Below are 13,252 nucleotides of genomic sequence, written 5' to 3'. Positions count from 1 at the left end.
ACAGATAAAGATGATTTTTGAATGGCTCATTACAATGTGGTTAAGGTTAACTCTTATACTACAATGATCGTTATTAATAAACGTACAACCTGTGAGGTCAGGATTTTATTATTTGAACGGTGCCCTGGTTATGAGTAAGAAGAAAGTCAAAGAATCAGCAAAAACGAAGAAAGAGGAGGTAAAAGAAACGGAAGACCGGTCTGTCCGCGAAGGTTTTGGAGGCCTTCCTGATCGTGATTTAAAGAAGAGTCTGGGCTGTGGAGGTTAGGTCTATGGATGAAGTAAAAAGCTATCTCCCGGTTCATTTATAGGCTTTGTTCTATTCCGTTCATTCTCCTATTCTTACTAAGTATTCGTATTTATCAAGTTTATGAATCCCGCTGAATCTGAACTGTACCGGGGTTCTATCAGACAATTCGGAAATCGTTTTCACCCCAAGAACATCTTCATCACCAAGAAACTTTTCCATATGACCCGACCCCAAAATAAGAGGGTGGTGATACTTTGTAAAAGAGTATTGAAGTTCTAAAACCCACATTTATACGGGCTGTCTTGGTATGGAATTACCCTTTAGTCCTCTTTATAAAATTAGGACCAGCTGGAGGTAAAATGTTTCTATTCTTCATCAATTTCACTCATTCTTTCATTTATGAAATCATAAAACCCAATGACATTGGAAATTTTCCAAACTTCATGATCCCAGTCAACAGTTTTGATATTATCTTTTTTAGATCGAATAAAACATTGGGTATTACCGATACCATCCGGGAAAAATTCTAATAAGTCATTGAAAGAATAGTCCTCTGGTGTAACCCCAAGTTTTTTGACTATTGGATTCATCCTTTCTCCCATTACTTCAATATTCTTGGAGCTAAGGATGAAATTCGCATCATAAATTTCACCAAAACCATCATGAATGGAATAAAACTCTTTTAAATCATTCGGAATTTCCCATTGAAAAGATTGCAGATTGGAATTTGGCTTGATATTATTTTTAGGAGGCCCTCCTGTATAAATGCGATAATAGTTCCCGCCATTGTAAAGTTTCATTCGCAAAAAATAATGCAAATGCCAATCTTGGTTCTTTTTTTCCGCATAAATGAATTCACACCTGTCCTTAAGAGAGTTAATTAAAAGAGGTAGCTTGGCCCTGATTGGCTCAAAATTTTTCTCTATACTTTCTTTGATTGAAAGACTGTTTAACGAATACCAGGGACAATCAGATGGGAAACTCCCTTTATCATAGTAATTCTTACTATTTCGGTATTCAAAAACCAGTTTGATGCCTTCGAATCCATATTTATCTACAATAGTTCTTTCTAAATTTGTAGTCCTTATCCATTCAGAATCAAATGGTCTGTTTGAGTCTCGTTTTAGTTCATTCCTAAGCTTTTCTTTCGTGGAGTCATCAAGCTCTAATGTGGTTGATGCTATACTCGATTCTGTCTTTTCTTTGCATCCAAGAAATGATAATAAGCCTGTTAGCAATATTATTTGAAATCCGGTCTTCACATGTGTTTTACAACATGCTAAACAAACCATTCCGTTTTCAGGCTTTCTAAACATTTACAAACAAGATACAAAGTCCTTCTCCTTGCCAACTCATCATTCCACTACTAAATCAATACAAAAACTTGTTCCCTGCGGGCATTCTTCCGTTTCAGTAAAAAGGCAAATTTCATAAGTGCCCGGGTTGAACTGGAAAGAAAGCATATTATCTCCGTCAGGCCCCTCCACTTCTGAAGTGATCGGGTCATTATTTATGCTGATCCTCCATTCATAGATAATTTCGTCTTTTTCAGCAAAATCTGCTGTAAAAGTAAAAAAGCGTTCTTGTCCTTCCTTGACAAAGGACAGTTGCGGGCATGGGTCTTTTACAGTCAATTGACGACAAAAGGATGTCCCCAACGCGCAATCGGGTGTTTGTGCTTTGATACAGATCTCATGTTCACCGGGAGTGAATGTCTCCGTCAATTGGTTATCTCCCTGGTGTATGACCCCATCGCTTTCTACAAAATTTCCATCGATAAACCAGTCATAAGAAGGCAGGGTATTGATCCCCGGAAAATCAGCCTGAAAGCTGTATCGGGTGGTAGTTAATGGCTCTACCGTAAAAGCAAGCTCCGGACAGCCGTCGCAGTTGTTCATTACTTCATACAGGTCAAAATTACTGTTGATCACTTCTTCTGTGTTTGATTCAAAGACAGACAGGCGGATGGGGAATACAAATTTTGGCTGATACGTAGTGCCCTCGGTCTGAAATAGTGTACTTAATTCGGTATCCGTGGCTATATTGACCTCCTTTTGCATTGCATTGATCAGGGTAACCGGATATACCAGGTTGAAGCAGTTCCTGAATGTAGCGTCAAAGTCCTTTCGGATAGTTTGCAGGTCTATTTCTTCCAGGAGATTGATAAAATCAGCTTCATCTTCCAGGGTAAATGTTTTGTTGTCACTTATCAGTGCGACTGGAAACTCTATTCCCGTGATATGTAAAGTATTGGATTGACTTCTGATGGATTCCAACAACCCTTCGTCGCTGGTGATCTCTATGATTACATTGGAGTTAAATGCCAGGTTGATAGGGTAGATGATCTCCACCTGGTTCAGGTTTATGCTTTCAGTGATAATGGCATTCAGGAAGGAATTCAGCGCCAGGCTTTCTGTTATATCGATCGATTCACCTTCAGGAAAATCCAGGTCGTCATCCACACAGGACTGGAACAGTATGCAGCATCCTGCCATGCACAGCATCACGATATGTAGGAAAACCTTTGTCATCACTTTAACTTACATAACCTTCCCATAAAATTACTATTAAAAAATAAATGAAAAGAAGCCGTCGCGACGTTACGGACGGCTTCCTGTCTATGACATGCCCTGTTGAGCTCTCGGATACGTTATATTCGATAGGGAGCATGACATAGCGTGAGTAGATCAAGGGGTAATGATAAATTCTTTACACACCTGGTAGTTGGAGCACTCCACACCATCTTGCTTCAGGCAAACCAGGTACTCCTCACCAGGCTGGAACTGCCAGTAAAACGCATGATCATCATTACTTCCGGCTTCACGGACTTCTTTTCCAACAGGATCTCCATTGACAGAAACAGACCATATGTAAGTCACGTCATCACGACCTTCAAAGTCGGCAGTAAAGGTGTAGGCAGGGGCGTCGGCTTCTTTTTTGGCGGTGAAAGAGAGTGTTTTACAAGACTGCTCAAATACTACATCAATGGTTTTACAGTATTCTGTGCCTCGTGGACAATCCGGTGTCTCTGTCATGATACATATTTCATGCGTACCTTCCGTGAACACATAGTCCAGGATATTATCCCCCTGTTTCGCGGTACTTTCATCTTCTACCCATTCACCGTCGATGAACCAGCCGTACCACTGCAGGTCATTGATCCCTTCAAATTCAGCAAAGAACTTATAGTTTCTGTCACTTATCTTTTCCTTTCGGAAGAAAAGGTCCGGGCATCCTTCAGGGTTTTCTGCAACGATCTGCTTACAGAATTCCAGCTTTTCACATTGGTCGGATATACCTACAATACAAATCGTGTGCTCTCCCGGGCCAAACTGCCAGTAAAGCTGGTGGTCAGTTTCGCTACCGGGTGTATTTTCCTGGTCTACCAAGTCATCATTGATATACCATTTATACTGTAGTGCTTCTTTTCCTTCAAAGTCAGCTTTAAAGGTGTAGACATTTACAGGGTCTTCATTTGCAACGAAGGATAATTCAGGGCAATCCGCAGCCTTTACAGTAAGTTCACGACAGAATTTAAGGTTGTCCGGACAAACATCCGACTGAACCACCATACAAATAGTATATTGACCCGGGTCAAAATCCCATAATAGTTTGTTATCTCTGTTATCATTAAGTTCTTCCGTTTCTACCAAAAGGTCATCCACGTACCAACTGTACACCAGGGTATCCATACCGTCGAAATCAGCATGAAATGAAAAGACGTCATGCCTGTCGGTTTCTTTTATTTGGAATTCAGGCTGAAAACAGTCTTCATCCGTTGGTCCGTCTTTTTCGATTTTTACTTCCAGGCAGAATTCTAGAGCTTCGTCACACTCCTCTGATTCCACTTTAAGGCAAATACGATAGGTGCCGGCCTTAGAGAGGTCTGCGTCAAATTTATTGCTTCGGTTATTTCCCGGCTCTATCGTTTCTACAAGGTTATCATCTATGTACCAACTATGAACTACATCCTCAATGCCTTCAAAATCGGCAGTGGCAATAATGTGGTTAGGGCTATTACCCACTTCTACCGTAAAGCGCGGTTGAGGGCAGGGGGTAATTTCCGGATCGCAGGATTGCGACAGGAAGGACACAATAAAAAGGCATCCGAATAGTTTGATAAGTTTCATTGTTCTATTGGTTTTGTTTAAAAAATCAGAAATGGCATTTTCCCACTTCGGACATGAAACGCGCTTACGGAAACAATACCCTACCCCCCTGTTCAAATATTTTTTTAAGATTTGTGAAGAAGGAAAAAACCGATAGTTTTAAACCCTTTCATGTAGCCTATGCCTGATCCTAAAAAAACGCTGTGCGATGAATCAGAATTTGATGCCTTCTTCAAGGACCAGGTAAAGTCACTTGCCAGTTACTTATATTACCGTTTTGGAGATCGTGAGCAGGCCCAGGACATTGTCCAGGAGACCTTTTCCAAACTTTGGCAGCAATGCGCCGAAGTGCCCCTGGAAAAGGCCAGAAGTTTTATTTACACGGTGGCGTCTAATCTTTTTGTGAGCGTTAAAAGGCACGACCAGGTAAAACTCAGGTATCGTGAACAGGCCGTGGAGCTGAATAATGTGAACAATGAGTCTCCGGAATACCAGATCCTCGAAAAGGAATTTATGGAAAAACTGACGGATGCCATTGCGTCATTACCTGAAAAACAGCGGGCGGCATACCTGCTGAACAGGGTGGAGAAAAAGACCTACAGGGAAATAGCTGAAATTATGGAAGTGTCAGTCAAAGCCGTGGAGAAACTTATGCATAAAGCATTGAAAAAAATAAAAGACCGGATCGGTGATCTTTAGCCAGAGGGGGTAGGGTGATCTTCACCGATAAACGTTACACCTACAAGACCAGTAGAAAATGAACGAAAACAGAGACGATACTTTTTTAGCCCGGTGGCTTAATAACGATCTGACGGAAGAGGAGCGAAAGGAGTTTGAAGCCAGTGATGACTACAGGTCCTATCAGAAGATCGTAAAGGCTTCAGGTCATATTATGGCCGAGGAGTTTGATACGGACAGTATACTGTCCCGGGTTAAATCAGGAAGGCAGGCTACTAATGCTACACGCGAGGCATCGCATGCCAGAACGGTTAAGCTTTGGGGCTATGGTATTGCGGCTACGGTCACACTACTGGCCTGTTTCTTTTATTTCTACACACGGGATACACTGGTGAGCACAGACTATGGCGAACAAATGGCGATCACCTTGCCCGATGGCTCGGACATGCGGTTAAATGCCCGGAGCGAGGCGGTTTATAACTCTCAAAACTGGCAGGAGCAAAGAAAAATTGAGCTGGCTGGAGAGGCGTATTTTAAAGTGGCATCGGGTAACACATTTACGGTAAGCACCAGTCATGGTGAGGTCAGTGTTCTGGGCACGGAATTCAATGTGCAGTCCATGAACGGTCTGCTGACAGTCACATGCTATGAAGGTAAAGTAAAAGTAGTAACATCTCACAGTGAGCACATTCTGAAACCGGGTGACCACTTCAGGTCATTGGATGGCTCGGAGTCTTTATCCGTAATAAAAGAGAACGCTCCGGGCTGGGCGTCCCGTGAAAGTCGTTTTAAAAGTATGCCGGTCAAATATGTGTTAATGGCTCTGGAAAATCAGTTCAATGTGGACTTTGTATATGATCAATTACCGGCAGAACAGCTTTATACCGGGAGTTTTCCACATAGCGATGTGAACGTAGCACTGGATGTTGTAATGGGGGCTTTGCTGATCGAATACGAAATCAGGAATGACGGAACCGTCCTGCTGAAGGATTGATTTATGAAGTTGTTTTGCTGGGTGATATGCTTTTTTGGTGTGCAATGCTATTGCCTTTCCCAGCAATTTGAGGATCGGCCTTTACGCGACGTAATACCCGACCTGGAACAACGCTATAACATCAGCTTTTCCTTTGCCGATCAGTTGATCTATGATAAAAGGGTTTCATTAAGTGTTGAACTGTCACGGTCTGAAGAAACCATTTTACCTCTTTTGGAAAAACAGACCCACCTGAAATTTGAAAGGGTGGATAAAAGCTATATCGTAATACGCCCTTTCACCCCGGCAGACCGCATTGACATTTGTGCTTACATTTTAAGTGAAGATGGGCAGCCACTGGCCGGGGCCACTGTACTGGCCGTGCAGTCCGGCACGGGTATGGTCACAAATGACTCGGGTTATTTTGAAATGGAAGCGGTCCCTTATGAGGAGGAATTAAGCATTCATCATTTAGGGTATGTCAACCGGCGAAGTAAGGCCCGGGAAATGTTCAATGTAGTCTGTTTAGGCATTACCTTGGCCGATTCCGTTTCTGTGTTAGAGGGGGTGGTCATTAGTGACTATATGGCTGTAGGCATATCCAAAAGAAACCAATTGTTACGGATAATGCCGGAAGAGCTGAAGGTTTTACCCGGGCTAGTAGAGCCTGATGTGCTGCAAAGCCTGCAGCAGGCTCCGGGAGTAAGCAGTCCTTTTGAAACAGCTTCGGGCATTTTTGTTCGGGGCGGTTCGCCGGACTTCAATCTGGTGCGATGGAACGGGATAAAAACGTATAGTCAGGGACATTTTTTCGGGATGCTTTCAGCCTTCAACCCGTATATCACCAAAGAAGTCACTTTCATTAAAAACGGGACAAGCGCCAAATATGGCGACCGTGTTTCTTCCGTGATCGATATTGAGAGCAGTGAAGATGTTGTGGAGAAAATTTCCGGCGGGGCGGGGTTCAATATGATCTATGGAGATGCCTATGTAGATATACCCCTGGTCAGGGACAAGCTTTCGGTCCAGCTTTCCGGCAGAAGGTCTTACAACGACTACCTGGAAACCTTCACATATCATCAGTTCTCCGACCGTGTCTTTCAAAACACGAAAATTGTTCAGGGGTCAAACGCAGATAATCAACAGGCAGACAATAACTTTTTCTTCAACGATTATAATACAAAAGTCATTTTCCGCCCCGGAAAGCGAGACCTCTTCACTATGAATATGCTATATAGTAAGGATGATCTGGATTTTGCTTCTACCGACCAGGACCGGAGGTTTAACGATATCCTAAAAACAGAAAATGAAGGCTATGGCTTGCGATGGCAACACAGTGCGGAAAAATTTCAACTGGATATAGATGCTTACATTACCCGGTATCAGTTGAATTATGAGTTCCAAAGCACAAAAAATGATACTACGGACATAGCTTCGAAAAAAAATCGTGTCAGGGATAACGGATTTAATGTAAATGCTGCTTTTCCTCTGTCAAAGAGGAGTACATTTTTATCAGGATACCAGTTTTCTCATAACCGTATACAGTATGCTTTTGAGAACAGAACGCCACTTTATAACCTGGTGCTGGACGATGATGACGCTGAACTTACTACACATGCCATTTATGCGGAATATGAATTTTCAACCGAAAAGACAAGGATGGTGGCAGGGATCCGCTGTAATACCTATGTGGACCTTGATGAAGTATTTATCGAGCCCAGGCTTTCGGTCAAACAATCGATGTCAGATGCACTGCACCTGACAGCCTCTATGGAGTACAGGAGTCAGACCGTAAGCCAGATCCGGGAGTCAGTAGTTAGTGACCTGTCCCTTGAAAACCAGGTCTGGACACTTTCATCTGACGATAATTTCCCGATCATCGACAGTTACCAGTTCACATCAGGGGTTTTATTCGATCAAAAGAACTGGCTTATTGATGCAGAGGCCTATCTCAAACGGATCGATGGCATTACTTCGCTTACGTTTGGTTTTCTCAACCCGGTAGATAATGAATACAGGATAGGAGCGAGTGATATTAAGGGGGTAGATCTTTTTGTCAAGCGGCAGTTCAATAAATACAAAACCTGGCTGGGGTATTCGTACTTGTTTTCGGAAAATAAGTTCTTTGGGCTCAATGATAATGAGCCCTTTCCTGGTAACTGGAACATCGAACACACCATTAAATGGTCCCATTTTTATGACGTTGGGAACCTCCACCTGTCTCTCGGCTGGCAATGGCATACCGGTAAATCCTTCACCAATGTAACGGAGAGTGACAACAGCAACGGCCCTCTCACCATAGTGTATGACGAGATCAATGAAGCCACCCTTCCCGTGTACCATCGCCTGGACCTGTCGGCGGTTTATGAATTTCATTTGAATAAAAATCAGAATGTGAAGTACCGTGCAGGCATTTCGGTGTTCAATCTTTACGACCGGCAAAACCTGCTCAATCGTGAATTCCGCACCACGCCTTCATTGGAAAATGAGCTCATTGATACGCGGATATATTCATTGGGTATTACACCTAATTTTGTTTTCAGGGTTTTTTGGTAGGCTTTTTATGCTGCCAGAGAGGCATACGAAAAGCAGGTCATACTTTTTAAGATGTACGGAGTTTCTAAAACCCGCATTGGAAATGCTGGCGATCTCTGTGTGGGATCACTGCTTGATCCGCTTTGCAAAAGCGGACCAGTTGGAGGTGATCTTTACCATAAAGAAAGCAGTACTTCAAGAAACTATTCGATATTTGTAAGGATGGCAAAGTTGCCTGCGGCATGACTTAAATGCGCAGAATCGTTCTTAAAACCACGAAGTCATCCATAGGAATCCTTGCAGCAAAGCAAGTCAAAGTCTATATTCATTATCGTGAAATCGTTTTTTGTGTATATCGTAACGAATCCGAAGAAAAAGGTATTGTACACCGGGATGACCAATGATTTAGCGTCCAGAATAATTGAACATTATTTAAATCGTGGTCATTCGAAAACTTTAGCCGGAAGGTATTTCTGTTATCACCTGATTTATTTCGAAGAGCATCATACTGCGATGGGTGCCATTGAAAGAGAAAAGGAAATTAAAATTGGACCCGTGCTAAAAAAGAAGCGCTCATAGCTACTCAAAATCCTGATTGGTATTTTCTTAATAATGAAATAACGGATTGGCCGCCCCACCCTGATGTGACAGCTCGTTAATGCAAGAAAGTCATCGGTATGGATTTGCAGCAGGGTAAAGATGCCTATGGTAAAACTTAACATTCAGGTCGTTAAAGCATTCTCAGATGGTCTTTGCTGCTGAAAGGATCCCTGCGAGATGACTTCCGGATTTTATATGCGCATTATTATGAGTTAGTCATTTCGTAGCAAAGCGAAGAAATCTTTGCCCCATAGCAAGTCCGCCACATTCTTTCTACATGGTAAGATGTCTTTACTACTTTGCGAGATGACTTTGTAAATGAAAAGCTAATTGCGATAATATGAAAACCCCTGAATGAGGGGCTGCTGCCCTCCGTAAGACTTCGGAAGATGGGCTACGCTTTTTTCACCCTAAATCTCTGCCAATTGACTGACTCGCAGATTGTTCTTTCCTTGATTTTTAATCAAATGCAGTTCTTAATTAAGAAAATATGTAAAAACTTAAATAAGGAAAATCTTATTAAAGAATTATTGAAAAAACTTAAATAGAAGAAACCCCGCTGGCGTGCTTTTGTAAAGCGTGCCGATTTTCAGCAAAGCTTATGAGCTTACATTCCCTTTCATTTCGGCATTTTTAATGCTACCAGCCTTGCATTATTTTCAGGACGATGCTGTAGCGTTCTTTGCTAAGGCAAATGGAATAATTTACCACCTTTTTAAACTATGACAGATCACATTACAAATGTTCTGGTGGGGGCATTTTTACATAATGTTTGGGTACCGATATTTTTCAATTTATTTCATCAATTATCTGTTCATATGATGCGGGCAGGTTGAGTTGATCTTTTAATTTCAGGTGTAGTTTCCGGGCGGTTTCCCAACTATTCACTCCCTCAAAATCTTTCTTATGATCTTCTAATTCTCCAGGTAGGATTGAATCCCCCCCTAATGTAATGATCGGATCACCGTCTGTTTCAATATTTTCTATTCCTCCCATTTCCTTCAAGTATTCTTCCCAGGTTTCAGTATCTTTTCTGAACCTTTTGCTGCAACCATTGCAGGATTGAGGAACATCTTGTAATTCACAGATCTGATCTTTGCAGTACATTATTGCATGTCTGATCTCATCAGTGGTAACTTCAAAATTATCCTGATAGGATTGCATGTCCCCATGATCAAATTCTGTAATTCCCCATATCACGTGTCTGACGTCCAACCGCCTTCCCTCTAAACGAGGAGAACCGCCCAAAGTATGGTCAGTTGATATGATTAACTCTTTCTTCATTTAATACAGCACAACTTGTAAATAGAACCCATTGTGTTTTCAAGTGTTTTGATATTTACGAATAATGTAACAAACTGTCTTTAAAGCAGACCTTCTGCTGAAAGTCATAGAACCCTACCTCCAAGCCACAGGGTCAGGTATTTAAACTTCATTTAAGCGAGCTTCGTTGTAGCCGAATTCGGCAGGCAGAATTTTCATCTCTTTGTAGTTGAGCGCGTTGACGATAGCGTTTTGTGCGAAAAGCAGTTGACTTTCTAGTGTGTTGTTCATTGTACTAAATCATTAAGGGTTAAACATTGATTATGGGTTGTTTTTATGGTGCCGGGCAGAGGCGGAGTGCCTCAGCGGTGCACCTTTGCTGTGGGTGCGTGCCGTTTTATACTTTTGGTATGCGGCGTTGCGGTTTTTGTATGCCGCAATGTCTTTTCCGGGCGCAGCGCAATGATCTTTTCATGCGGCTTTGTGATTTTCGGGTGCCGCAGTGCTATTTCCGGATGCGGCAGCATGATATTAGTATGCGTCTTTGTCATATTTTGATGCGGCAGAATGATTTTTCAGTGCGGCAAAATGATTTTGTACCGACCTTTAGTGATTTTGTACAGCGTTTTTATGGATTGATCTTGCTGCAATGCAATACCTGACCTGGTTAAGTACTGTTTTTTTAACAGTTTGCGCCCGGCTACTTTTTCCGTAGCGATAATTACAGCATTAAGGTTCAAAGAAGGGAGGGGGTTAACTTATGAAAGACTTTTCCGGGTGGCGGGTGGTGCGTTACTTCAGCTTATCCAGTACTTTTTCCAATAGGGCTACTTTTTCGCGCTCGCTTTTCAGGAGCTCTTCGTACAGCTTTTTGTTGTCTTCAATGGCCTCTACCCATTTGTCAACAGGGTTGAAAGTACATTGGTAATTGTAGCCATGATTACCAATTATTGCTCCCTCATTGACCGCTCCATGATTCGTAACTATGTTGTAAACTGTCGCTTGTTCATCCAGGTTTTTGATGGCATCTGAGTTTACCCCTAATGCCTTGGCTATTCTGTCTAGCGTGGTATCGTCTACCGCTTCTTTCTGCTCTATTTTAGAAACAGCTTGCTGGCTGATGCCTAACTGCCCGGCTATGCTTTCCTGCGATATGCCTAGCAATTCACGCATCTGCATAACCTTTCTGCCAAGGTGTACGGGGTGAGGATGTGTAGTACTTTCCATGGATCAAATATATTAAACCCTGGCAGAGTTGGCAAGCACTGTGATGGACAGGTGGTGAAAGTACAACCGGAAGGTGTTGTATTACAACCGCCTTTTGTTGAAAAAAATCTTCAATTTTTTCTGTTTTGCTATAGCCCACTGCTTTTGTGAAGGCTTGATTGTTGTATTTAACCCCTAAAGCTATGAACACCTCTTCTTCGGAAAACCGCAAATCATCCACCAGTATTACCGATACCAACATGCCCAAATCACAGGATGAAGTTACGACTGATGTAGTACGCACCGGCCTGAAGACAATGGTCTCCGTCTCTGAAAGTTTAATGCAGCTACTGTCCTATATGGAGCATAAGTGTGGGCTCACGGGCCGGCTGAGTGATTTCTGCGAACGCCTGGACGCTGCCCTGCCGCAGATGCGTATCTCTTTTTCCCATTCGGGCAGTTGCCACTGGCTGTCTGCCGAGCAGCATGCCAAACTCTACCTGATTGTGTACTACCTGCTCACCGGCGCCATGGCTAAAAAGGCGCACTATGCCTTGGTGGTACTGACCTGTACAGAAAGTAGTGTAACCCTGGCACTCGACACGGACATCTCTTTATATGACCTCATCAAAACCGATGAAGATCAAGACCTGCAAAAGGCCATAGCGCACATCCGTAGTATTCATGGCCGGCTTAAAGGCTTTGGGTTGAAGGATGGGGTGCAGCGATTGACGGTTAGGGTGGAAGGGCAGGTGTGAAGTTTTTCGTCATCACACCACCTCAGAGTCTCCCGTAGAGGACTCTGAGGGCCATTAGCATGTAAGAGTTCAGCAGTAAGCTTCAACGTTTTGTATGGGGTGAGATACTGTGTTCAGATCAACAGAAGCCGGCCAGGAGGCCTGGGTGATAGTGATCACTTGCGAGACGCAAGCGATTGTTTGTTTTATTTTAATTCTCCTGGGACTGGTAAGGGGATTACTTTCATCTCAATATAAACTTGTTCTCTATACTGTTTTCAGTATCTTTTATTGAGTTGATAATAAAAGGTCTTTTACATCTACTCCCAAAGTATCCGCAATTTCCACAAGAGTTTCCAAAGAGGGTTGCATTTCATTTGTACACCATCTTGAGACGGTGGCTGTATTCTTATTCAGTTTTTCAGCTAACCACTTGTTAGTTCTACCTTGCTCCACTAGAACTACTTTTAGTCTATTTATTGCTTTTTTAGCCATTTTTAGTTGCGTATAGGTTAAATCTGTTTGTGCTTAAAACAAATATAATTGATTGAAATTGAACTGTATATTGACTTTTTAGGCACTTAAATAAACTTATTACATCAATTTATTAGCGTATTAAAATTTGAAATTATATTTTTACATCATTAATAATTGATGTTATTTGCTAATAAATTTAAGTTATGAGTAGAAGATACACTAAAGCCGATTTAGAGGAAATTGTTTCTGTTCAACTGGAAAACCTTAATGCCATGCATGACCTCCTAAGTATCATGAAACATCAAAATGAATTATTGAATAGTGCTAACACGAAACTGAAAGATGAAATCACAGATTTTAAGCAGAAGTTATATCCTACCAGAAAAAGAAATTCAACTGCTTAACTAAGAGGATGGAGCGTGAG

15 protein-coding genes are annotated in these 13,252 nt (G+C 42.2%); 8 read left to right on the top strand and 7 right to left on the bottom strand.

The window, feature by feature from the left end:
• Nucleotides 1–130: 130 nt before the first annotated feature.
• On the top strand, nucleotides 131–268 hold the full coding sequence (locus tag FNH22_RS31940; RefSeq protein WP_185154078.1) for a hypothetical protein: 138 nt from the start codon (nucleotides 131–133) through the stop codon (nucleotides 266–268).
• A gap of 347 nt (nucleotides 269–615) precedes the next feature.
• Here the strand turns inward: FNH22_RS31940 and FNH22_RS04855 are convergent, their stop codons facing one another.
• The 3 genes from FNH22_RS04855 to FNH22_RS04845 all read right to left on the bottom strand — a co-directional run bounded on the left by FNH22_RS04855 (nucleotide 616) and on the right by FNH22_RS04845 (nucleotide 4,380).
• Nucleotides 616–1,566: an SMI1/KNR4 family protein gene (locus FNH22_RS04855; RefSeq protein WP_143397210.1), complete on the bottom strand. Its 951-nt coding sequence runs from the start codon at nucleotides 1,564–1,566 to the stop codon at nucleotides 616–618.
• 39 nt (nucleotides 1,567–1,605) lie between these two features.
• Nucleotides 1,606–2,781, bottom strand: a complete 1,176-nt coding sequence (locus FNH22_RS04850) for a hypothetical protein (protein WP_143397209.1) — start codon at nucleotides 2,779–2,781, stop codon at nucleotides 1,606–1,608.
• A gap of 156 nt (nucleotides 2,782–2,937) precedes the next feature.
• Entirely contained in the window at nucleotides 2,938–4,380 is a 1,443-nt protein-coding gene (locus FNH22_RS04845; RefSeq protein WP_143397208.1) for a hypothetical protein, read from the bottom strand.
• 159 nt (nucleotides 4,381–4,539) lie between these two features.
• Between FNH22_RS04845 and FNH22_RS04840 the strand changes: the two genes are divergently transcribed.
• The 4 genes from FNH22_RS04840 (at nucleotide 4,540) to FNH22_RS32850 (ending at nucleotide 9,124) form a co-directional block, all read left to right on the top strand.
• Nucleotides 4,540–5,058: an RNA polymerase sigma factor gene (locus FNH22_RS04840; protein ID WP_143397207.1), complete on the top strand. Its 519-nt coding sequence runs from the start codon at nucleotides 4,540–4,542 to the stop codon at nucleotides 5,056–5,058.
• A gap of 58 nt (nucleotides 5,059–5,116) precedes the next feature.
• Nucleotides 5,117–6,031: a FecR family protein gene (locus tag FNH22_RS04835; RefSeq protein ID WP_143397206.1), complete on the top strand. Its 915-nt coding sequence runs from the start codon at nucleotides 5,117–5,119 to the stop codon at nucleotides 6,029–6,031.
• 3 nt (nucleotides 6,032–6,034) lie between these two features.
• A complete protein-coding gene (locus tag FNH22_RS04830) occupies nucleotides 6,035–8,566 on the top strand; it encodes a FecR domain-containing protein (RefSeq protein WP_143397205.1) in 2,532 nt (843 codons plus the stop codon).
• 372 nt (nucleotides 8,567–8,938) lie between these two features.
• The gene (locus FNH22_RS32850) at nucleotides 8,939–9,124 is read left to right on the top strand and encodes a GIY-YIG nuclease family protein (RefSeq protein WP_370513167.1); all 186 of its coding nucleotides are present in this window, start codon (nucleotides 8,939–8,941) and stop codon (nucleotides 9,122–9,124) included.
• A gap of 810 nt (nucleotides 9,125–9,934) precedes the next feature.
• On the opposite strand, the gene FNH22_RS04820 is transcribed toward FNH22_RS32850, so the two are convergent.
• The gene (locus FNH22_RS04820) at nucleotides 9,935–10,429 is read right to left on the bottom strand and encodes a hypothetical protein (RefSeq protein WP_143397204.1); all 495 of its coding nucleotides are present in this window, start codon (nucleotides 10,427–10,429) and stop codon (nucleotides 9,935–9,937) included.
• Nucleotides 10,430–10,570: 141 nt separating this feature from the next.
• Nucleotides 10,571–10,699 (bottom strand): hypothetical protein, encoded by a 129-nt coding sequence (locus FNH22_RS32600; protein WP_255517987.1) that lies wholly within the window; start codon nucleotides 10,697–10,699, stop codon nucleotides 10,571–10,573.
• Nucleotides 10,700–10,731: 32 nt separating this feature from the next.
• Here FNH22_RS32600 and FNH22_RS04815 point away from each other — a divergent pair, with 32 nt between their 5' ends.
• The gene (locus tag FNH22_RS04815) at nucleotides 10,732–11,070 is read left to right on the top strand and encodes a hypothetical protein (protein WP_143397203.1); all 339 of its coding nucleotides are present in this window, start codon (nucleotides 10,732–10,734) and stop codon (nucleotides 11,068–11,070) included.
• Nucleotides 11,071–11,200: 130 nt separating this feature from the next.
• Here the strand turns inward: FNH22_RS04815 and FNH22_RS04810 are convergent, their stop codons facing one another.
• Nucleotides 11,201–11,635 (bottom strand): helix-turn-helix domain-containing protein, encoded by a 435-nt coding sequence (locus tag FNH22_RS04810; RefSeq protein ID WP_143397202.1) that lies wholly within the window; start codon nucleotides 11,633–11,635, stop codon nucleotides 11,201–11,203.
• Nucleotides 11,636–11,817: 182 nt separating this feature from the next.
• Between FNH22_RS04810 and FNH22_RS04805 the strand changes: the two genes are divergently transcribed.
• Nucleotides 11,818–12,372: a hypothetical protein gene (locus FNH22_RS04805; RefSeq protein ID WP_143397201.1), complete on the top strand. Its 555-nt coding sequence runs from the start codon at nucleotides 11,818–11,820 to the stop codon at nucleotides 12,370–12,372.
• Nucleotides 12,373–12,639: 267 nt separating this feature from the next.
• On the opposite strand, the gene FNH22_RS04800 is transcribed toward FNH22_RS04805, so the two are convergent.
• Entirely contained in the window at nucleotides 12,640–12,846 is a 207-nt protein-coding gene (locus tag FNH22_RS04800) for a helix-turn-helix transcriptional regulator (protein WP_143397200.1), read from the bottom strand.
• Between the two features lie 185 nt (nucleotides 12,847–13,031).
• Between FNH22_RS04800 and FNH22_RS04795 the strand changes: the two genes are divergently transcribed.
• Nucleotides 13,032–13,232, top strand: a complete 201-nt coding sequence (locus FNH22_RS04795; RefSeq protein ID WP_143397199.1) for a hypothetical protein — start codon at nucleotides 13,032–13,034, stop codon at nucleotides 13,230–13,232.
• Nucleotides 13,233–13,252: the final 20 nt, after the last annotated feature.

The sequence above is a fragment of the Fulvivirga sp. M361 genome (genome assembly GCF_007097395.1).
Taxonomy (GTDB): Bacteria; Bacteroidota; Bacteroidia; order Cytophagales; family Cyclobacteriaceae; genus Fulvivirga.
This window is presented reverse-complemented; position numbering and strand designations above follow the sequence as displayed.